Here is an 18,467-nt window from a genome sequence, read left to right as displayed (position 1 = left end):
CATCCGGAGGCGGGAGCGCCGGGCACGACCGCGGCCCAGTCCGGAGGTGCGGCTTGTGTGAGCAAGACCGTCCCTGGTGGAGTGGGTGGATCGGGCGACCCCCGCTTTAGCTAGCAAGGAGCACGCGTTGAGCCAGAACCAGAACCCGAACCAAGAGACACTGTCGAACCTCCTTCAGGAGAACAGGCGCTTCCCCCGCCCGCGGACCTCGCCGAGTCGGCCAACGTCAAGGCGGACGCGTACGAGGAGGCGGCGAACGACCGCCTGGGGTTCTGGGCGAAGCAGGCGGACCGGCTGACGTGGTCCAAGCGCTGGGACGAGGTCCTGGACTGGAGCAACCCGCCGTTCGCCAAGTGGTTCGAGGGCGGCGAGCTGAACGTCGCGTACAACTGCGTCGACCGGCACGTCGAGGCCGGGCGCGGCGCGAAGGTCGCGTTCCACTGGGAGGGCGAGCCGGGTGACGGCCGGACGCTGACCTACGCCGACCTCCAGCGCGAGGTCAACAAGGCCGCGAACGCGCTGCTCGAACTCGGCGTGCGCAAGGGCGACCGGGTCGCGATCTACCTGCCGATGATCCCCGAGCTGCCGATCTCGATGCTCGCGTGCGCGCGGATCGGGGCCACGCACTCGGTGGTGTTCGGCGGGTTCTCCGCCGACGCGCTGCGCACCCGGATCGACGACGCGCAGGCGCGCCTGGTCATCACCGCGGACGGCGGCTACCGGCGCGGCAAGCCGTCGGCGCTCAAGCCGACCGTGGACGAGGCCGTCGAGCGGACGCCGAGCATCGAGCACGTGCTGGTCGTACGGCGCACCGGCGCGGAGGTCGCCGAGAACCCGCGCGACGTGTGGTGGAACGACCTGGTCGAGCGGCAGAGCGACCAGCACACCGCCGAGCCGATGGAGGCCGAGCACCCGCTCTACATCCTCTACACCTCCGGTACGACCGGGAACCCCAAGGGCATCCTGCACACCTCCGGCGGCTACCTGACGCAGGTCGCCTACACCCACCACGCGGTGTTCGACCTCAAGCCCGAGACCGACGTGTACTGGTGCTCGGCCGACATCGGCTGGGTGACCGGGCACTCCTACATCGTGTACGGCCCGCTCGCCAACGGCGCGACGAGCGTCCTGTACGAGGGCACGCCCGACACGCCGCACAAGGGCCGCTGGTGGGAGGTCATCCAGAAGTACGGGGTGACGATCTTCTACACCGCGCCGACCGCCATCCGCACCTGCATGAAGTGGGGCGACGACATCCCGGCGCGGTTCGACCTGTCGTCGCTGCGCGTGCTCGGGTCGGTGGGCGAGCCGATCAACCCCGAGGCGTACGTCTGGTACCGCGAGAACATCGGCGCCGGGAAGACCCCGGTCGTGGACACCTGGTGGCAGACCGAGACCGGCGCGATCATGATCAGCCCGCTGCCGGGCGTGACCGCCGGGAAGCCGGGCGCGGCGATGCGCCCGCTCCCGGGGATCGTCGCGGACGTGGTGGACGACCAGGCGAACAGCGTGCCGAACGGCGGCGGCGGGTTCCTGGTGCTCAAGGAGCCGTGGCCGTCGATGCTGCGGACGATCTGGGGCGACGACGAGCGGTACGTCAAGACGTACTGGTCGCGGTTCGACGGCCTGTACTTCGCGGGCGACGGCGCGAAGAAGGACGAGGACGGCGACCTGTGGCTGCTCGGCCGCGTCGACGACGTGATGCTCGTGTCGGGCCACAACATCTCGACCACCGAGGTCGAGTCGGCGCTGGTCTCGCACCCGAAGGTCGCCGAGTCCGCCGTCGTCGGGGCGACCGACCCGGTGACCGGGCAGGCGATCGTCGCGTTCGTGATCCCGCGCGGGAACGCCGGCGAGGACGTCGAGGGCGAGGAGTTCGCCAAGGAGCTGCGCGACCACGTCGCCAAGTCGCTCGGCCCGATCGCCAAGCCGCGCCAGATCATGATCGTTCCGGAGCTGCCGAAGACCCGTTCCGGCAAGATCATGCGGCGGCTGCTCCGCGACGTGGCCGAGAACCGCGGCATCGGCGACGTCACCACCCTCGCCGACAGCACGGTCATGGACCTCATCGCCGAGAAGCTGCCGAGCGCCAAGTCCGACGACTGACCCTCCGGACCGCGGGCGCGCCCACACGCGCCCGCGGCCGACGCACGCGGCCGACGCACGCGCCCCGGTTCCCGCTCAGAAGCGGGAGCCGGGGCGCGTGCGTGTGGAACGGCCGTTCGGTCGCAAGGCGCGCCTTCGGGCCGCCGAAACGGGCGGAACGGGCGGAGCGACGCGGACGGACGATCCGGTCATCCGGGCAGGTCGGGGGCGTCAAGGGCGCATAAGTGACGATCATGCGGGTACGCTCGGGCGCAGGTGTGCCGGGAAGTCTGGTCGGCGGGGGTACGGGCCGTCCCGGTCCTACGGCGGGGACGGGCTGTGCCGCGTCCAGCCCGCCCACCTGCACAGCTCGGGGGATCCATGCCGCGTCGTGTCGCCGCAGTCCGGCCCGTCCGTCCCACCATCCGCTACTCCCGGCACGTCGCCGAGGCGCTGCGCGCCGAGACGGTCGGCGGCATCGTCATGCTGCTGGCGACGGTCGCGGCGCTGGTGTGGGCCAACACGCCCTGGTCGTCCGCCTACACGCGGCTCCGGTCGTACGAGATCAGCCCCGGCTGGCTCGGGCTCGGCCACATGGACCTCCAGCACTGGGCGTCCGGCGGGCTGCTCGCGGTCTTCTTCTTCATCGCGGGCCTCGAACTGCGCGAGGAGCTGACGCACGGCGAGCTGCGCGATCCGCGCGACGCCGCGCTGCCGGTGATCGCGGCTGCGGCGGGGGTCGTGATGCCCGCGGTGCTGTTCGTCGCGGTGAGCGCGGGAGAGCCGGGGCGCTCAGCGGATGGGCGGTGCCGACGGCCACCGACATCGCGTTCGCGCTGGCGGTGCTCGCGGTGACGTTCTCGTCGTGCCCGGCGCCGCTGCGGGCGTTCCTGCTGACGCTCGCCGTGGTGGACGACCTGATCGCCATCCTGATCATCGCGCTGTTCTACACCGACACGCTGCGCTGGGGCCCGCTGCTGGCCGGCGCTGCGCTGATCGCGGTGTACGGGGCGTTGCAGTCGCGCGGGGTCCGCACGCCCTGGGCATACGTCCCGCTGGCCGTCCTGGCCTGGTACTTCGTGCAGCGCAGCGGTATCCACGCGACCGTCGCGGGCGTCGCGCTCGGCATGCTCACCAGCCCGCGCGAGCCCCTGGACGGGCGGCCGACGAACGCCGAGCAGGCCGACCACGCGCTGCGGCCGCTGTCCGCGGGCGTGTGCGTGCCGGTCTTCGCGTTCCTGTCGGCGGGCGTGGCGCTCGGCGGGCCGGCGCTCGGGCGGTGTTCGGCGACCGGGTGGCCCTGGGGGTGATCGTCGGACTGGTGGTCGGTAAGTTCGTGGGGTCTTCGGCGGAGCCTGGACGGCCGTGCGGCTCGGCCTGGCGACGCTCGGGAGGAGCTGCACTGGCGGGAGATCGCGGGCGTCGCGTTGCTCGCCGGTGTCGGTTTCACCGTTTCACTGCTGATCGGCGGTTTGGCCTATACCGACCCCGCACAATTCGAGAGAGTGACAACAGCGGTTCTGCTCGCGAGTGTGATCGCGTCGGCGGCCGCCACCGTCGTCTTCCGCAGGCGGGTGCGCCAGCGCGCACGCCAGGAGGAGACCGTCGGCTGACCGGTGCCCGGCAGCGCGCGCCCGCCTCGCCGCGAGCGCGCCGACCCGCCGGCGGGCGCCGGACGGCGGCGGGCGCCGAGCGGCGGGCGCCGGACGGCGGCATCGGGCGGCCGGCGGGCGGGTGGCGCCGGACCGCCGCCGACGCCGGGTGGCCGGACGAGCGGCCCGGCTGCCAGGCTGGGCCGAGCCCTGGAGGCCCGGGCCCCGAGACCGGGGTCCTGGAAGGAGAGAGCGATATGTCCGAGGCACTGCCGGACGAGCAGGTCGGGGAGAAATCCCTCGGCGAACTGGTCGCGCTGGCGTCGAGCAACGTGTCCAACCTGGTCAGGGCCGAGATCGACCTGGCGAAACTGGAGCTGAAGGACGACGCCAAGAAGGCCGCGCTCGGCAGCGTGATGTTCGGGATCGCGGGCCTGATCGGCGGCCTGATCGTGATCCTGCTGTCGATCGCCGCCGCGTACGGCCTGGTCGCGGCGGGCATCTGGCACTGGGCCGCGTTCCTCATCGTCGCCGGCGCCTACCTCCTGCTCGCCGTCGCGCTGATCGGGATCGGCTACTGGCGGATCAAGAAGATCGACGGGGCGAAGCGCACCCGCAAGACGCTGAAGGCCGACCTGACGATGCTGCGCCACCGCGGCGACTCGGACAAGCCCGCCCTGACGGACTGAGCGGGCATGGCCGGGCACGACGCGTCGGTGGTCGAGGTCGAGGGGCCGTGGACCCACCGCGCGGTCAGCGCGGGCGGCACGCGCTTCCATGTCGCCGAACTCGGGGAGGGCCCCCTCGTCCTGCTGCTGCACGGCTTCCCCGAGTTCTGGTGGTCGTGGCACAACCAGCTCGTCTCGCTGGCCGCCGCCGGCTACCGCGCCGCGGCCGTCGACCTGCGGGGCTACGGCGGCAGCGACAAGCCGCCGCGCGGCTACGACCTGGTCACCCTCGCGGGCGACGCCGCCGGGCTCGTCCGCGCCCTCGGCGAGGCCAACGCCATCGTCGTCGGCCACGACTGGGGCGGGCTGCTCGCCTGGACGACGGCCGTCTACCACCCCAAGGTCGTCCAGCGGCTCGCCGTGGTCGGCGTGCCGCATCCGCTGCGGCTGCGGCAGGCCGTACGGGGCGGGCTGCGCGGCGGCCAGGCGTGGGCCGCCCGCCACACGTTCGGGTTCCAGGTGCCCGCGTGGCCCGAACGCCGCCTCGTCCGCGACGACGCCGCCCTGGTCGGCCGCCTCCTGCACGAGTGGTCCGGCCCCGGCTGGCCGGACGAGCGCACCGAGCGCCTCGTACGGCGCGCGGCGCAGATCCCCGGCGCGGCGCACAGCGCGCTGGAGTACCACCGGTGGCTGATCCGCTCCCAGCCGCGCCCGGACGGAATCCGCTACGCCCGCCGGATGCGCGCGCCGATCCACGTGCCGACCCTCCAGCTCCACGGCGCGCTCGACCCGTGCGTCCTGCCCGGCAGCGCGCAGGGCTCCGGCCGCTACGTCGCCGCCCCGTACCGGTGGAAGCTCATCGAAGGCGCCGGCCACTTCCCCACGAGGAACGCCCCCGCGCGTTCGACGCCCAACTCCTCGGCTGGCTGTCCGACCCCGAACCCGACCACTGACCCCCCGGCTCCCGCCCACCCCGCCGCGCCCGGCGTACGCGCGCGCGTACGGTGGGGGGATGCGGGATCGCGATGAGGAAGGGCGTCCACGGAACGCACGGCCCCGTGACGCGTACGGGAGGCCGCTGCCGCACGGGACGGCGGGCGTGCCGACGATGCCGGACGACATCTCCCCCGCGCCCGCGCAAGGGCTGGCCGAGGCGCAACGCCTGCTGGACGAGGATCGCCCGTTCCACGCCCACGAAGTGCTCGAAGCGGTGTGGAAGGCCGCTCCCGAGGGCGAACGCGAACTGTGGCGGGGCCTCGCCCAGGTCGCCGTGGGCCTCACCCACATCCGGCGCGGCAACCCCAAGGGCGCGCGGGCGCTGCTGAGCCGCGCGGCCGACCGGCTGGAGGAGTACGCAGGCGAACGTCCCCACGGCATCGACGTCCCCGGAGTCGTCCGCGACACCCGTGCGCTGGCGCAGGCGAACGACCTCCCCACGGACCTCCCCGTACACCTCCGCCTGTCCTGACCCCCGCCCCTAGCCGAAGCAGCACGGACGGACGGGCCGCCGCCGGAACGGGCAGGCGCAGAGCCGGGATCAGTCGGAGCAGCTCTCCGTGCTGACGGGGACGGTGGCGTTGACGCCCGCGCGCGCGTCGGGGGCGACCTCTTCCGCCGTCAGCGCGTAGCCGGTGGACGGGGTGTCGAGGGCCGCGGCGAAGATGACGCCGTAGACGCGGCCGTCGGAGGCGAGCAGCGGGCCGCCGGAGTTGCCGGGCTCGACCGTGCCGCGGATCGCGTAGATCTCGCGGCTGACCTGGCCGGAGTGGTAGATGTCGGGGCCCCGGGCCGTCTGCCGGGCGCGGATGCGTGCGGCGCCGGCGGTGAACGGGTGGTTCTTCGGGAACCCGGCGATGATCGCGTCGTCCCGGACGCGGGCGGGCCCGGCGAACTTCAGCGGCGGGGCCTGCAACCCGGGAACGTGCAGGATCGCGATGTCGCGCTTCGGGTCGTACAGCACGACGCGGCCGCGGTCGCGGGAGCCGTTCAGCGACAGGACGCTGGACGATCCGCTCGCGCCCGCGACGACGTGCGCGTTGGTCATGACGCGTTCGGGCGCGAACACGAACCCGGTGCCCTCGATCTTGCGCTGGCACTGCGGGGCGGTGCTGACGACCTTGACGATGCTGCGCTTGGAGGCGCGGAGCGCGTCGGTGTTGAGGATCCGGTCGTCAGGCGGCGGGACCTGCGTGACCGATTCGCCGCCGAGCCCGTTGAACACCTGCGGGAACTCGCTGCTGCGCACGAATCCCTTGAACGACGAGAACCACGTCTGCGCCTGCGGGGGCATCACGTCGTTGATGCCGTTGAGGATCGACGAGCCGTTCACCTGCGTGCGGACGGGCTTGAACTCCGAGCCCACCACCAGCGTCCCGAAGAACCACGCGACGATCAGCAGCGACAGCGAGCTCACCACCGCGCCGCCGGCCGCGTCGACGGCGCGCGCGTTGAGGCCGGTCACGCGGTTGCGCAGGACGGCGCCCGCGGACGAGGCGATGAGCTGGCCGAGGGTGGCCGCGAGGAACGCGATCACGATGGCCAGCAGCGCCCGCTGGGCGGCGCCCTTCACCGTGGCCTCGGCGATCGGCGGCGCGATCAGGACGCCGAGCACACCGCCGCCGACGAAGCCGACGAAGCTCAGCAGGCTCACGATGAAGCCCTGCCGGTAGCCCGAGACCCGAACAGCACGATGAGCACGATCAGGATCGCGTCGAGAAGGTGGTCGCCCAGCACCGCTTCACCGTATAGCGCGGGACACCGTGTTCACGTCCCCTCGCTGGACCAGATCGGGCTCCGCGGTGTAGCCGCGCGGAGCGACGCGGCGCGGCGCCGGTACGCGCCGGGGATGACCCGTGCCGGCCTCCCGCAGGTCCCGCGCCCAAGTGACGGATCCGCTCACATCGCTCCCGTACGTGACCCCGCGCGTTTCCGGCCGTCCGGATTCCCGGGGCCGAGTACGGAAGCTTAGCCGCGCGAAGCGAGGTTGAGGACCTCGGGAGGCAGGTCCTCGACGCGGCTCGCGTCCCACGGCCGGTCCCAGCCGCCCGCGCCCAGGACCTGGATGAGCAGCCCGGCGGTGAAACCCCAGACCAGCATGCCGCCGACGCGGAACGCCGGGCCCATCTTGAGGCCGGACGGGTGCCGCACGGTCAGCCGGTTGGCCGGATCGACGAGGTCGGCGATCGGGACGCGGGCGACCGTGGCGACCTCGCCCGGATGCCCGGGGGCGATGTCGGACGGCTCGCGCCACCAGGCGGCGACGGGCGTGACGCGGTGCTCGCTGTGCGACAGGTACAGCTCGGGCAGGGTCGCCAGGACCTCGACGCCCGCGGGCTCGACGCCGGCCTCCTCCCACGCCTCGCGCAGCGCGGCGGCGACCGGGCCGTCGTCCTCGGGGTCGATGCGGCCTCCGGGGAACGCCGGCTGGCCCGCGTGCTTGTTGAGCGTCGCGGCGCGTTCGGTGAGCAGGACGTCGGGGCCGTGCGGGCCCTCGCCGAACAGGATCAGCACCGCCGCCGCGCGCCCGCCCGACGTCGGCCGCAGCATCGGGGGCACCGCCAGGTGCGGCGCCTCCGCGCGGAACCGGTCGAGCCATCGCGGGACGGGGGTCGCTGTGTCGCTCACGCCTTCTCCCAACCTCCGAACGGCCGGGATCCTTCCCGAACACCGTTCTGTGTCGCCGCGCGTTCGCGGTCGCACGGAACGCGGCGCCGCCCGCCGCCCGAACCGCTCAACCTACTCGAACGCCCCGACCGCACTGGCCCGGCGGAAAGGGCGGCGGAAAGGCTCGGGAGGAGCCGAGGCCCCGCAGAGGTCAAGGCCCCGCAGAGGCCACGGCTCAGGAGAAGGGGCCTTCCTTGACCAGCTTGCGCGCCTCGTCCTCGCCCGTCGGGCCCTCGCCGTACGACGGGCAGAGGTGGGCGAGCGTGCAGGCGCCGCAGGCGGGGCGCCGCGAGTGGCAGACGCGCCGCCCGTGCCAGATCAGCCGGTGCGACAGCATCGTCCAGTCCTTGCGCGGGATCAGCTCGCCGATCTCCTGCTCGACCTTGACCGGGTCGGTCTCGGCCGTCCAGGCGAAGCGGCGGGCGAGCCGTCCGAAGTGGGTGTCGACCGTGATTCCCGGCACATCGAACGCGTTGCCGAGGACGACGTTGGCGGTCTTGCGCCCCACTCCGGGCAGCGTGACCAGGTCCTTCAGCCTCCCGGGGACCTCGCCGCCGAAGCGGTCGCGCAGCGCGGCCGACAGCCCCATCACCGACTTGGTCTTGGCCCGGTAGAACCCGAGGGGCTTCAGGATCAGCTCGACGTCCTCGGGATCGGCGGCGGCCAGATCCTCCGGCGTGGGGTACTTGTGGAAGAGCGCCGGAGTCGTCAGATTGACGCGTTTGTCGGTGGTCTGGGCCGACAGCACGGTGGCGACGAGCAACTCGAACGGGTTGACGAAGTTGAGCTCGCAATGGGCGTCGGGATAGGTCTCGGCCAGCGTCCGGTTGATCCTCCTGGCCCGCCGTACCAGTGCCAGCCTGCTTTCGGGCTTGCGCCCGGACCCCGCCGCGGCCCCGTTCGTCGCCATGCCGCCAGCGTAGCCGCCCGGACCGCCGCGAGGCGTATGACCAGCGCGTTCCGGACCGTCCGCTAACGGGCGAAGAGAGCCGGTGTGACACCCTTCACCCGTTGGTCCGTAGACTGAGGCGACAGGATCGTGGCGACCGGCAGCTCAGGTGGATGCGTGAAGTCCAGCTCGCGGGGCGCCGCCACGGGGGCGGGACCGCCGTTGCGAGGCACGGGCGCAAAGGTGCGGCCCGGTCCCGTTTCGGCGCGCCGTGACCCCACTTTCACGTACGCGGTGGGACGTACGTCACACTATGCATGTAGGTGTTTGAGGAGGAGAAGCGTGACCGACCGCGACGTGGACGTTCTGAGTAGAGCCCCGTTGTTCGAGGCCCTCGACGAGCAAGGCGCCAAGGCGCTGCGCGCCAACGTGACCGAGGTGCGGCTCGCACGCGGTCAGACGCTCTTCAACGAGGGCGAGACGGGGGACCGCCTGTACGTGGTCCTGGAGGGGAAGATCAAGCTGACCCGGACCGCGCCCGACGGCCGGGAGAACCTGCTGAGCGTGCTCGGGCCGAGCGAGATGTTCGGCGAGCTGTCGCTGTTCGACCCGCGTCCCCGCACGGCCAGCGCGATCGCCGTGACCGAGTGCCGCCTCGCGGGGCTCGGCCACGACGACCTGCGGCCCTGGCTGACCGGGCACCCGGAGGTCGCGGTGCAGCTGCTGCGCGCCCTCGCCCAGCGCCTGCGCAAGACCAACGACGTGATGGCCGACCTCGTCTTCACCGACGTTCCGGGACGCGTCGCCAAGGCCCTGCTCGACCTGGCCGAACGCTTCGGCCAGCCGTCCGAGGCCGGGCTGCACGTCCACCACGACCTCACCCAGGAGGAGCTGGCGCAGCTCGTCGGCGCCTCCCGCGAGACGGTCAACAAGGCGCTGGCCGACTTCGCCCAGCGCAACTGGCTCCGGATCGAGGCGCGGGCCGTCGTCATCCTCGACATCGAACGGCTCCGCAAGCGCTCCAAGTGACGGCCGACCGCACGATCACGCGCCGCCCGCCGTGATCGTGCGGCCCCTCGCACGAGCCCGACCTGGAACGCTCCACTCGCCCATCGACAGCGTGGCGAGGGCGGGCCGTACGGTCAGCGGCGCTCGTCGAGGTAGTCGAGCTGCGACTGGACCGACCACTCGGCGGCCGGCCAGAGCGCCGGATCGACGTCCGCGTAGACGATCTCCACGACCTCGCGGGCCGTCCGTGCGCCGCCCGCCACGGCGGCCTCGACCTGGGCGAGGCGTTCGCGGCGGTGGTCGATGTAGTGGTCCAGCGCGGCGAGCGGATCGTCCAGCTTCGGGCCGTGGCCCGGCAGGATCGTGGCCGCGCCGGCGTCCGCCGAGAACGCGCGGAGCCGGTCGAGCGAGCTCAGGTAGTCGCCGAGCCTGCCCTCCAGGACGGTCGTCCCGTACCCGAGGACGGTGTCGCCGGTGAGGACCGCGCCGTCGGCGGGCAGCCAGAACGTGAGCGAGTCGTGGGTGTGGCCCGGCGTCTCCATGATCCGCAGTTCCAGGCCGCCGGTGGTGACGACGTCGCCCTCGACCAGGCCCTCGTCGCCGAGCCGGTGCTTCGGGTCCATGGCCCGCACGTTCACGCGGGAGCCCGCCGCGGCGGCCGACGCCATCTCGGCGAACCGCGCCGCCCCGGCCGCGTGGTCGGGATGCCCGTGCGTCAGCAGGACGAGCCCAACCCGGCGGCCCTGCGCCGCGACGGTCTCAACCACCCGCTTGAGGTGCCTGGCGTCCTTCGGGCCCGGGTCGACGACGACCGCCTCGCCGGCGCCGGGCTCGGCGATGATCCAGGTGTTGGTGCCGTCCAGCGTCATCATGGACGGATTGGGCGCCAGCACGCAGGTCGCCCGTTCCGTTCCCATCCCGTCGATCTCGCTCATCCGTCCCATCCTGCCCGAGCGAAGATCGGGATGGCGGACCGGGTTCCAGCCCGCGCGGTCCAGGTGGCGCAGGGCCGAGGTGCCCGCCAGCCGCCGGACGAGCGCGTGCGCGAGGGGGTCGATCCCGCGCGCGAGCCGGCCGCGTGCGAGGCGGCTGCGGGCGAGCCTGCGCGGGAGCACGGTCCGTTCATCCCCTGGGGTAGTGGTGCGCCGACTCCTCGGGAAGGACGAGGTAGGGCTCACCGTCGATGATCTCGGCGTGGGGCTCCTGCACCACGATGTCACGGGACGCCGCCAGCACGCCCGCGACCGTCTCGAACTCCGCCAGTTCGGCCAGCGTCGCCAGCGTCGGCGGCAGCATGAACCACTCGCCCGCCCGCGCCCGCTCGGCCGCCTCCGCCGGGCGGACCCACGCCACGCGGTCGGCCTCCGTGCTCACGTCGCGGGCCCGCTGCCCCTCCGGCATCCCGGCGACGAAGAACCGCGTGTCGTACCGCTTCGGCTCGATCGCGGGGGTGACCCAGTGCGCCCAGGGCCGCAGCAGATCCGAGCGCAGCACGAGCCCGCGCCGGTCGAGGAACCCGCCGAACGACAGGGAACGGTCCAGCAGCGCCTGCCGGTCGGCCTCCCAGTCCTCGCCGCGGGTGTCGTCCACCACCGTCTCGCCCGTCGGACCGGCGAGCAGGACCAGCGTCTCTTCGAACGTCTCGCGGACCGCCGCGCAGACCAACTCGCGCGCCAGCGTCTCGTCCGCGTTGAACGCCGTTCCCCACTCGGACGGCGCGGGCCCCGACCAGGCGAGGTCGGCCTCGCCGTCGCGCGGGTCCACCGACCCGCCGGGGAAGACGTACGCGCCCGGCGCGAACGCCATCGACGCGACCCGCCGCAGCATGAACGCCTGCAACCCGTGCCGTTCGTGGTCGCGCAGCACCACGACCGTGGCCGCGTGCCGGGCGGGCGCCGGCTGGACGCTGCCGTCGAGGATGCCCTCGACCTGCTCCCTGAGCTCCGCGGGAAGCTTCAGCCCGTTCACGGGCGCCCGGCTGAACATGTGATCCTCATGGCCGCCCATTCGGACATACCGAACGCCATTCCGTCAACCCCTCCCGCCCCCGCCCGAGCCTCCCGCGCCCGTCTCCCACCAGGACCGGAGAACGGGCGCGAGGCGCGGCGCGCGGACGACCGAGCCCCAGGGGGAACGAGGACCGGCCGCGACGGACCGTTCTCGCGAACGGCTCGACGCCGCGGCCGGGAGGCCGGAGGGGGCGCGTGGCCCGAGTCAGGCGATCTCGGCGATCAGCTCTACCTCGACGGCGGCGTTCCGGGGCAGGGAGGCGACGCCGACGGCGCTGCGCGCGTGGACGCCCGCCTCGCCGAACACCTGGCCGAGCAGGTCGCTCGCGCCGTTGACCACCTGCGGGTGGCCGCCGAAGTCGGGGGTGCTCGCCACGAATCCGACCACCTTGACGATCCTGGCCACCCGCGACAGCTCGCCGACCTCCGCCTTCACGGCGGCGATGGCGTTCAGCGCGCAGATCCGTGCCTGCTCGATCCCCTGCTCGACGGTGACCTCGGCGCCGACCCGGCCGGTCACCGGCAGCTCGCCCCTGACCATCGGGACCTGCCCCGCCGTGTAGACGAGCGAGCCCGTGCGCACGGTCGGCACGTACGACGCCAGCGGCTTGACGACCTCCGGCAGTTCGAGGCCGAGCTCCCTGATCCGCTCCTCGGGCGTTGCCATGATCACTTCCCTTCCCGGTGCCGCGCGCCCGCGCCCGCGGCCCCGCCGGTGCCGGTCCGGACCGCGGGTCCGGTGATGTCGAGTCGTACGGGCTACTGGGCGTCGAGCTCGCGCTTGAAGTAGGCGACGAGGTTCTCGGGGTTCGGGCCCGGCAGCACGGTGACGAGCTCCCAGCCGTCCTGCCCCCAGTTGTCGAGGATCTGCTTCGTCGCGTGGACCAGCAGCGGCACGGTTGCATATTCGAAACGCTTCACAGGGGCCACCCTATGACGCCGCGCCCCGCCCCTTCCCACCTCGCGCACCGGCCACCCCGGAGCCGTCCCGTCCCGGCCCCGGGCGCCGCCCGCCGCTCCGGGTCGTCAGGGGTTCTCGGCCTTGCGCATGACGCGGCGGAGGAGGTCCGCCAGGAGCCTGCGCTCGTCGGGGTTCAGGGCGCCGAGCAGGCGGTCCTCCTCGTGGCCGAGCGCGGACATCGCGCCCAGCCAGGCGGTACGGCCCTCGTCGGTCAGCTCGACGTCCACGCGGCGGCGATCGGTGGCGGACGGGAGGCGGCGGACGAAGCCGCGGCGGTCCAGGGCGTCCAGGCGGCCGGTGACCGAGTTGGGCGCCATGCCGAGGTCGGCGGCGAGCTGCGAGGGGGCCGCGTGCCCGCCGCGCCCGGCGAGCGCGTGCAGGGTCTCGTACTCGTGCCGCTGGAGGTCCAGGCCGGCGAGCGACTCGGCCTTCACGCGCCGCAGGTGGTCGGTCAGGAACGCGGCGCGGGTCACGACGCCCTCGATGTCGGGGTCGAGATCGGGCAGCACCGGCAGCCAGCGGGCCACGTGGTCGTCCGTCCGGTCGGGCGGCGGGCCGGACCTCGTCGCTTCCCCTGGCATGTGGCCGTACTCCTTGCTCGCCGGATCGCGTGGCTCGTTCGGGGCCCACCCTACCCAGTTCGACGCAGAAATGTTCGTTGACGAATAGTTCGTCAACGAAGTACCTTCCCGGCATGGCTCATCCACTTCGCGGCCGGGACTTCCGGCTGCTGTTCGGCGCGCGCGTGCTCTCGCTGACCGGGGACGCGGCGGTGCCGGCCGCGCTCGCCCTCGCCGTGCTGCGCGCCACCGGCTCCACCTCGGCCCTCGCGCTCGTGCTGGCCTGCGCGATGGTCCCCCGGTTGCTGCTGCTGCCGTTCGGCGGCGTCGCCGCGGACCGGTTCGACGCCCGCCGGGTCGCGCTCGCGACCGACCTCGCCGCCTGCGCGGCCCAGGCGTACGCCGCGTTCGAACTGCTCAGCGGCGAGCCGCGGCTCGCCCACCTCGCGGTCGCGCAGGCGGTCGGCGGCGTCGCGTCCGCGTTCCAGAACCCGACCGTCTCGCCGCTGGTCGCCGGAACGGTGGACCGGGAGGGCCTGCAAAAGGCCAACTCCCTGCTCGCCGTCGCGAACGGCGCCACCGCGCTCGCCGGACCCGCGCTCGCGGGCTCCTTCGTGCTGACCGTCGGACCCGGCTGGACGTTCCTGCTGGACGCGGCGTCGTTCGGCCTCAGCGCGGTACTGCTCGCGTGCGCGCGCGTACGGCACGTCCCCCTACCGCGCCGTTCGCTGCGCGCCGACCTCGCCGAAGGCTGGTCGGAGGTGCGCAGCCGCGACTGGTACTGGTCGAGCCTCATCGCGCACTCGGTGTGGAACGGCGCGGCGGGCGTCCTGCTGACGCTCGGGCCCGCGCTCGCCATCGAACGGCTCGGCGGCGAGGGCGCGTGGATCGCCGTCCTCCAGGTCGGCGCCGCCGGGCTGGTGCTCGGCTCGCTGGCCGCCTCCCGGCTGCGGCCGCGCCGCCCCGTCCTGGTGGCCAACGTGGGCCTCGCGACGTTCGCGCTGCCCCTCGCCCTGCTCGCCGCCTCCGCGCCCGCACCGCTCGTCATCGGCGCGTACGGGCTGGCGATGGCCGGGCTCGGCGTCCTCAACCCGATCTGGGAGACGGTCGTGCAGAGAACGGTCCCGCAGCACGCCCTGGCCCGCGTCACTTCGTACGACTGGCTGCTCTCCCTGGGCGCGGCGCCCCTCGGCTACACCCTCGCGCCGTGGGCGGCCTCCGCCTGGGGACCGGGAGTCCCGCTGACCGTCACGGCCGTTCTGGTCGGCGGGAGCTGCCTGGCGACGGCCGCCGTCCCCGGCGTACGCCGCCTATCCCTGGACCCGCCACCGGTACAGCCCCCGGCCGCTTCGGCTTCCGTTCAAGTGCAGTGACGTTTTTACTCGGGCGGGGTCTGCGGGCGCGGGCCTTCGGATTCGCCGCTTGCGATGCCTCTCGGGCCGTTCTCCTCCGTGCCCGCCTCCACGCCCTGGGTCTCGCCTCGTTCGCCCTGGCCGTGGTGCGGTTTGGGCTCGTCCAAGCCGATAACGGGCGGAACCTCGTCGGCGGGCGCCAGCGGCTGCTTCTCGGCGGCCTTGGCGAGCTCCTCCTCGGCCTTCGCGAGCCGTTCGCCCAGGCCGGGCTTGCCTTCGCCCGTCGGCTCGCCCTCGGAACTGCTGCCGCCGCCGGCGGCGCGGTCGAAGAAGCGCAGGATCTCGACGGGCAGGGGCATGACCAGCGTGCTGTTCTTCTCGGCGGAGACCTCCACGACCGTCTGGAGCAGCCGGAGCTGGAGGGCCGCCGGGTCCTGCGACATGATCTCCGCCGCCGCCGCGAGGCGCTTGGACGCCTGGAACTCGCCGTCCGCGGTGATGATCCGCGCGCGGCGCTCCCGCTCGGCCTCGGCCTGCCGCGCCATCGAGCGCTTCATGCCCTCGGGCAGCGAGACGTCCTTGATCTCGACGCGCTCGATCAGGATGCCCCACGGGTCCTGGGTGATCTCGTCCATGATCCCGCGCAGCCGCACGTTGATCTTCTCCCGCTCGCCGAGCAGCTCCTGCATGTCGGTCTGCCCGATGACCGAGCGCAGCGACGTCTGCCCGATCTGCGAGACGGCGTAGCCGTAGTTCTGGACGTTGACGATCGCCTTCACCGCGTCCACGACGCGGAAGTACACGACGGCGTCCACGCGGACGCTGACGTTGTCCTGGGTGATGCCCTCCTGCGCGGGCACGTTCATCGTGACCGTCTGCTGGTTGACCTTCTGCATCCGCTCGACGATCGGCAGGATGACCGTCAGCCCCGGCGAGCGGACGGCCCCCGGCCTGAGCTGATCGTTCCGCCGCACCTGGCCGAACCTGAAGACGATGCCGTGCTCGAACTGCTGGACGACGCGGATCGACGACGCCAGGCCGATCAGCCCCACCACCACGACGCCGAGCACCACGAACAGAATCACCGCTGCCATCGCGGGCCGCCTTTCACGAGGAAGGTCCGGAGCCCTGCAACCAGTCGTACCCGGCCCGGGGGCCGGTTTCACGTTTCCCACCCAACCTCGCGGGCAGGCCCGAAACAACGGCCCCGCGAGGGTTTCCGCAGCATGGACGGCACCGTGTCAGGAATCACTTGCATGAGAGCGGGCACCCTCTGAAGTCCTTGCCGAGCGAACGATATGGTCGATCGGGTGAGCGCGAGAGACACCGACTGGGACGGCGTACGCCTCCACGTCGTCACCGGTAAGGGCGGCACGGGCAAGACCACCGTCGCCGCCGCCCTCGCCCTGGCGCTGGCCGCCGGGGACGGAAGGTGCTGCTGGTCGAGGTGGAGGGCCGGCAGGGCATCGCCCAGCTCTTCGACTGCCCGCCCCTCCCGTACGGGGAGCGCAAGGTCGCAGTCGCCCCGGACGGCGGCGAGGTCTACGCGCTCGCGATCGACACCGAAGAGGCGCTCATCGAGTACCTCGAGATGTTCTACAACCTCAAACGGGCCGGGAAGGCGATGACCAAGCTCGGCATCGTCGACTTCGTCACCACGATCGCGCCCGGCCTGCGCGACGTGATCCTCACCGGCAAGACGAGCGAGTCGGTGCGCCGCAAGGAGAAGAACGGCTCGTTCATCTACGACGCGGTCGTGATGGACGCCCCGCCCACCGGCCGGATCACCAAGTTCCTCAACGTCAACGACGAGGTCTCGGGCCTCGCGAAGGTTGGACCGGTCCGCAACCACGCCGACACCGTGATGAAGGTCGTGCGCAGCCCCGAGACGGCCGTGCACTTCGTCACGCTGCTGGAGGAGATGCCCGTCCAGGAGACCCTCGACGGCATCCACGACCTGACGGAGGTCGGCCTCCCGGTCGGCGGCGTGATCGTCAACATGGAGCACACCCCCGTCCTGCCGGAGGACGACCTCGCGGCGGCCGCCGCCGGCGCCCTTGACACCGACGAGATCGTCCGCGGCGTGAAGTCGGCCGGGCTGGAGAACGGCGCCGAGGCGATCGCCGCCGACCTCGCCGCCGAGGCCGCCGAGCACGCCCGCCGCACCGCCCTCCAGCGCCGCGAGAAGGAACGCCTCGAAGCGATCGAGCGGCCGCGCTACACCCTGCCGTTCCTGTCGGACGGCATGGACCTCGCCGGCCTCTACGACCTCGCCGCCGCCCTCCGCGACCAGGGCGCCGCATGACCGCGGCCCCGGTCCGCCGAACGACCCGTCCGCGCAGGCGCACGGCCCCCGCACGGGAGACTGAGGAAGATGAGCCCGACCGGTAAGAACCCGCCCGTTCTGGACGTGGACGCGCTGCTCGACGACCCCCGCACCAAGATCATCGTGTGCTGCGGGTCCGGCGGCGTCGGCAAGACCACCACGGCCGCCGCGCTCGGCGTGCGCGCCGCCGAGCGGGGCCGCGACGTCGTCGTGCTGACCGTCGACCCCGCCCGCCGCCTCGCCCAGTCGATGGGACTGTCGGAGCTCGACAACAACCCGCGCCGGATCGAGGTCGAGGGCGACGGCGAGCTGCACGCCATGATGCTCGACATGAAGCGGACGTTCGACGAGATCGTCGAGGCGCACGCCGACCCGGACCGCGCCCGGCAGATCCTCGCCAATCCCTTCTACCAGTCGCTGTCGTCGTCCCTGTCGGGCACGCAGGAGTACATGGCGATGGAGAAACTCGGGCAGCTGCACCGCTCCGGCGCCTGGGACCTGATCATCGTGGACACCCCGCCGTCCCGCAACGCGCTGGACTTCCTGGACGCGCCCGAGCGGATGGGCCGCTTCCTCGACGGCCGCTTCATGAAGATCCTCGCCGCCCCGGCCAAGACCGGCGGCCGGTTCGGCGTCAAGGTGATCAGCGCCGGGTTCGGCATGTTCACCGGCGTGATCAACAAGGTGCTCGGCGTCCAGCTCCTGCGCGACGTGCAGACGTTCGTCGCGGCGTTCGACACGATGTTCGGCGGGTTCCGCGAACGGGCCGAGAAGACGTTCAAGCTGCTCCAGACGCCGGGCACCGCGTTCCTCGTCGTCGCCGCGCCCGAGCCGGACGCGCTGCGCGAGGCGTCCTACTTCGTCGAGCGCCTCGCCGAGGAGCGGATGCCGCTCGCCGGCCTCGTCGTCAACCGCGTCCACGAGTCGTCCGCCGACGGCCTCTCCGCGGCCCGCAGCCAGGCCGCGGCGGAGACCCTCGACGAGCGCGGCGACCACCCGCTCACGGCCGCGCTGCTGCGCCTGCACACCGACCGCATGCAGCTCGCCGCCCGCGAGGAACGGCTCCGCGACCACTTCGCCTCGGCGCATCCCACCGTTCCGGTGACGGCCGTCCCGGCGCAGGCCGAGGACGTCCACGACCTCGACGGCCTCCGCCAGGTCGGCGAAGACCTCGCGGCGCGCACCACCCGGGCTACGCCCGCCGCCTGACCCTTCCGGCGACCTCGCCCCGCGTGCGGGCTAGAGGATTGGCACCGTGCGGCCGGTTTCCGCGCGAAGCCCGCCCGACCGGACGCGGGTTGTCCTAAACCGAGCCGGTACGACCACATGCGGCCAATCGCTTTTCGGCTCGTCC

The 18,467-nt window shown here is 72.8% G+C and carries 14 protein-coding genes and 5 pseudogenes; 10 read left to right on the top strand and 9 right to left on the bottom strand.

What is annotated here, in order from left to right:
• The first annotated feature begins 127 nt into the window (after positions 1-127).
• The 6 genes and pseudogenes from acs to GEV43_RS15795 all read left to right on the top strand — a co-directional run bounded on the left by acs (position 128) and on the right by GEV43_RS15795 (position 5,813).
• Positions 128-2,106, top strand: a pseudogene (gene acs, locus GEV43_RS15815) (acetate--CoA ligase).
• 360 nt (positions 2,107-2,466) lie between these two features.
• Positions 2,467-2,940, top strand: coding sequence for a Na+/H+ antiporter NhaA (locus GEV43_RS50305; protein WP_241682926.1), 474 nt, complete (start codon positions 2,467-2,469; stop codon positions 2,938-2,940).
• Positions 2,892-3,698, top strand: a pseudogene (locus GEV43_RS50300) (Na+/H+ antiporter NhaA). Before GEV43_RS50305 ends, GEV43_RS50300 begins: the two are co-directional and overlap by 49 nt.
• A gap of 236 nt (positions 3,699-3,934) precedes the next feature.
• Entirely contained in the window at positions 3,935-4,366 is a 432-nt protein-coding gene (locus GEV43_RS15805) for a phage holin family protein (protein ID WP_160821346.1), read from the top strand.
• A 6-nt stretch (positions 4,367-4,372) separates the two neighbouring features.
• Positions 4,373-5,298, top strand: a pseudogene (locus GEV43_RS15800) (alpha/beta fold hydrolase).
• Between the two features lie 59 nt (positions 5,299-5,357).
• Entirely contained in the window at positions 5,358-5,813 is a 456-nt protein-coding gene (locus GEV43_RS15795) for a DUF309 domain-containing protein (protein ID WP_160821344.1), read from the top strand.
• Between the two features lie 69 nt (positions 5,814-5,882).
• On the opposite strand, the pseudogene GEV43_RS15790 reads toward GEV43_RS15795, so the two are convergent.
• The 3 genes and pseudogenes from GEV43_RS15790 to nth all read right to left on the bottom strand — a co-directional run bounded on the left by GEV43_RS15790 (position 5,883) and on the right by nth (position 8,918).
• Positions 5,883-7,078: pseudogene (locus tag GEV43_RS15790) on the bottom strand (MarP family serine protease).
• Between the two features lie 231 nt (positions 7,079-7,309).
• On the bottom strand, positions 7,310-7,969 hold the full coding sequence (locus tag GEV43_RS15785) for an NUDIX hydrolase (RefSeq protein ID WP_375539046.1): 660 nt from the start codon (positions 7,967-7,969) through the stop codon (positions 7,310-7,312).
• A gap of 214 nt (positions 7,970-8,183) precedes the next feature.
• Positions 8,184-8,918 carry an endonuclease III gene (gene nth / locus GEV43_RS15780; RefSeq protein ID WP_160821343.1) on the bottom strand — a complete coding sequence of 245 codons (735 nt, stop codon included), beginning with the start codon at positions 8,916-8,918 and terminating at the stop codon, positions 8,184-8,186.
• A 321-nt stretch (positions 8,919-9,239) separates the two neighbouring features.
• Here nth and GEV43_RS15770 point away from each other — a divergent pair, with 321 nt between their 5' ends.
• A complete protein-coding gene (locus GEV43_RS15770) occupies positions 9,240-9,926 on the top strand; it encodes a Crp/Fnr family transcriptional regulator (RefSeq protein WP_067483689.1) in 687 nt (228 codons plus the stop codon).
• 113 nt (positions 9,927-10,039) lie between these two features.
• Here GEV43_RS15770 and GEV43_RS15765 read toward each other — a convergent pair whose 3' ends face one another.
• From GEV43_RS15765 to GEV43_RS15745, 5 genes are all read right to left on the bottom strand, one after another.
• On the bottom strand, positions 10,040-10,849 hold the full coding sequence (locus GEV43_RS15765) for an MBL fold metallo-hydrolase (RefSeq protein ID WP_160824550.1): 810 nt from the start codon (positions 10,847-10,849) through the stop codon (positions 10,040-10,042).
• 178 nt (positions 10,850-11,027) lie between these two features.
• On the bottom strand, positions 11,028-11,891 hold the full coding sequence (locus GEV43_RS15760) for an NUDIX hydrolase (RefSeq protein WP_160821342.1): 864 nt from the start codon (positions 11,889-11,891) through the stop codon (positions 11,028-11,030).
• 228 nt (positions 11,892-12,119) lie between these two features.
• Entirely contained in the window at positions 12,120-12,581 is a 462-nt protein-coding gene (locus tag GEV43_RS15755; protein ID WP_160821341.1) for a RidA family protein, read from the bottom strand.
• 92 nt (positions 12,582-12,673) lie between these two features.
• Complete coding sequence (locus GEV43_RS15750; protein WP_160821340.1) at positions 12,674-12,835, bottom strand: DUF4177 domain-containing protein; 162 nt, start codon at positions 12,833-12,835, stop codon at positions 12,674-12,676.
• Between the two features lie 105 nt (positions 12,836-12,940).
• The gene (locus tag GEV43_RS15745; protein WP_160821339.1) at positions 12,941-13,456 is read right to left on the bottom strand and encodes a MarR family winged helix-turn-helix transcriptional regulator; all 516 of its coding nucleotides are present in this window, start codon (positions 13,454-13,456) and stop codon (positions 12,941-12,943) included.
• A 113-nt stretch (positions 13,457-13,569) separates the two neighbouring features.
• Between GEV43_RS15745 and GEV43_RS15740 the strand changes: the two genes are divergently transcribed.
• Positions 13,570-14,808 carry an MFS transporter gene (locus GEV43_RS15740; RefSeq protein ID WP_160821338.1) on the top strand — a complete coding sequence of 413 codons (1,239 nt, stop codon included), beginning with the start codon at positions 13,570-13,572 and terminating at the stop codon, positions 14,806-14,808.
• Between the two features lie 5 nt (positions 14,809-14,813).
• Here GEV43_RS15740 and GEV43_RS15735 read toward each other — a convergent pair whose 3' ends face one another.
• A complete protein-coding gene (locus GEV43_RS15735; RefSeq protein ID WP_160821337.1) occupies positions 14,814-15,881 on the bottom strand; it encodes a slipin family protein in 1,068 nt (355 codons plus the stop codon).
• Positions 15,882-16,085: 204 nt separating this feature from the next.
• Here GEV43_RS15735 and GEV43_RS15730 point away from each other — a divergent pair.
• Together GEV43_RS15730 and GEV43_RS15725 are read left to right on the top strand one after the other, a co-directional pair.
• Positions 16,086-17,092: pseudogene (locus GEV43_RS15730) on the top strand (ArsA-related P-loop ATPase).
• 69 nt (positions 17,093-17,161) lie between these two features.
• On the top strand, positions 17,162-18,322 hold the full coding sequence (locus GEV43_RS15725; RefSeq protein WP_160821336.1) for an ArsA family ATPase: 1,161 nt from the start codon (positions 17,162-17,164) through the stop codon (positions 18,320-18,322).
• The last annotated feature ends 145 nt before the right edge of the window (positions 18,323-18,467 follow it).

Source organism: Actinomadura sp. J1-007 (genome assembly GCF_009793335.1).
Taxonomy (GTDB): Bacteria; Actinomycetota; Actinomycetes; order Streptosporangiales; family Streptosporangiaceae; genus Spirillospora; species Spirillospora yumaensis.
The sequence above is the reverse complement of the archived record's forward strand: the minus strand, read 5'-3'. Positions and strand labels throughout refer to the sequence as shown.

Bases quoted from the DNA above. Each gene is read 5' to 3' on its own strand.
- GEV43_RS15745 (WP_160821339.1), bottom strand. From the start codon at position 13,456: ATGCCAGGGGAAGCGACGAGGTCCGGCCCGCCGCCCGACCGGACGGAC.
- GEV43_RS15740 (WP_160821338.1), top strand. From the start codon at position 13,570: ATGGCTCATCCACTTCGCGGCCGGGACTTCCGGCTGCTGTTCGGCGCG.
- GEV43_RS15805 (WP_160821346.1), top strand. From the start codon at position 3,935: ATGTCCGAGGCACTGCCGGACGAGCAGGTCGGGGAGAAATCCCTCGGC.
- GEV43_RS15765 (WP_160824550.1), bottom strand. From the start codon at position 10,849: ATGGGACGGATGAGCGAGATCGACGGGATGGGAACGGAACGGGCGACC.
- GEV43_RS15755 (WP_160821341.1), bottom strand. From the start codon at position 12,581: ATGGCAACGCCCGAGGAGCGGATCAGGGAGCTCGGCCTCGAACTGCCG.
- GEV43_RS15735 (WP_160821337.1), bottom strand. From the start codon at position 15,881: ATGGCAGCGGTGATTCTGTTCGTGGTGCTCGGCGTCGTGGTGGTGGGG.
- GEV43_RS15725 (WP_160821336.1), top strand. From the start codon at position 17,162: ATGAGCCCGACCGGTAAGAACCCGCCCGTTCTGGACGTGGACGCGCTG.
- nth (WP_160821343.1), bottom strand. From the start codon at position 8,918: ATGGCGACGAACGGGGCCGCGGCGGGGTCCGGGCGCAAGCCCGAAAGC.
- GEV43_RS15795 (WP_160821344.1), top strand. From the start codon at position 5,358: ATGCGGGATCGCGATGAGGAAGGGCGTCCACGGAACGCACGGCCCCGT.
- GEV43_RS15760 (WP_160821342.1), bottom strand. From the start codon at position 11,891: ATGTTCAGCCGGGCGCCCGTGAACGGGCTGAAGCTTCCCGCGGAGCTC.
- GEV43_RS50305 (WP_241682926.1), top strand. From the start codon at position 2,467: ATGCCGCGTCGTGTCGCCGCAGTCCGGCCCGTCCGTCCCACCATCCGC.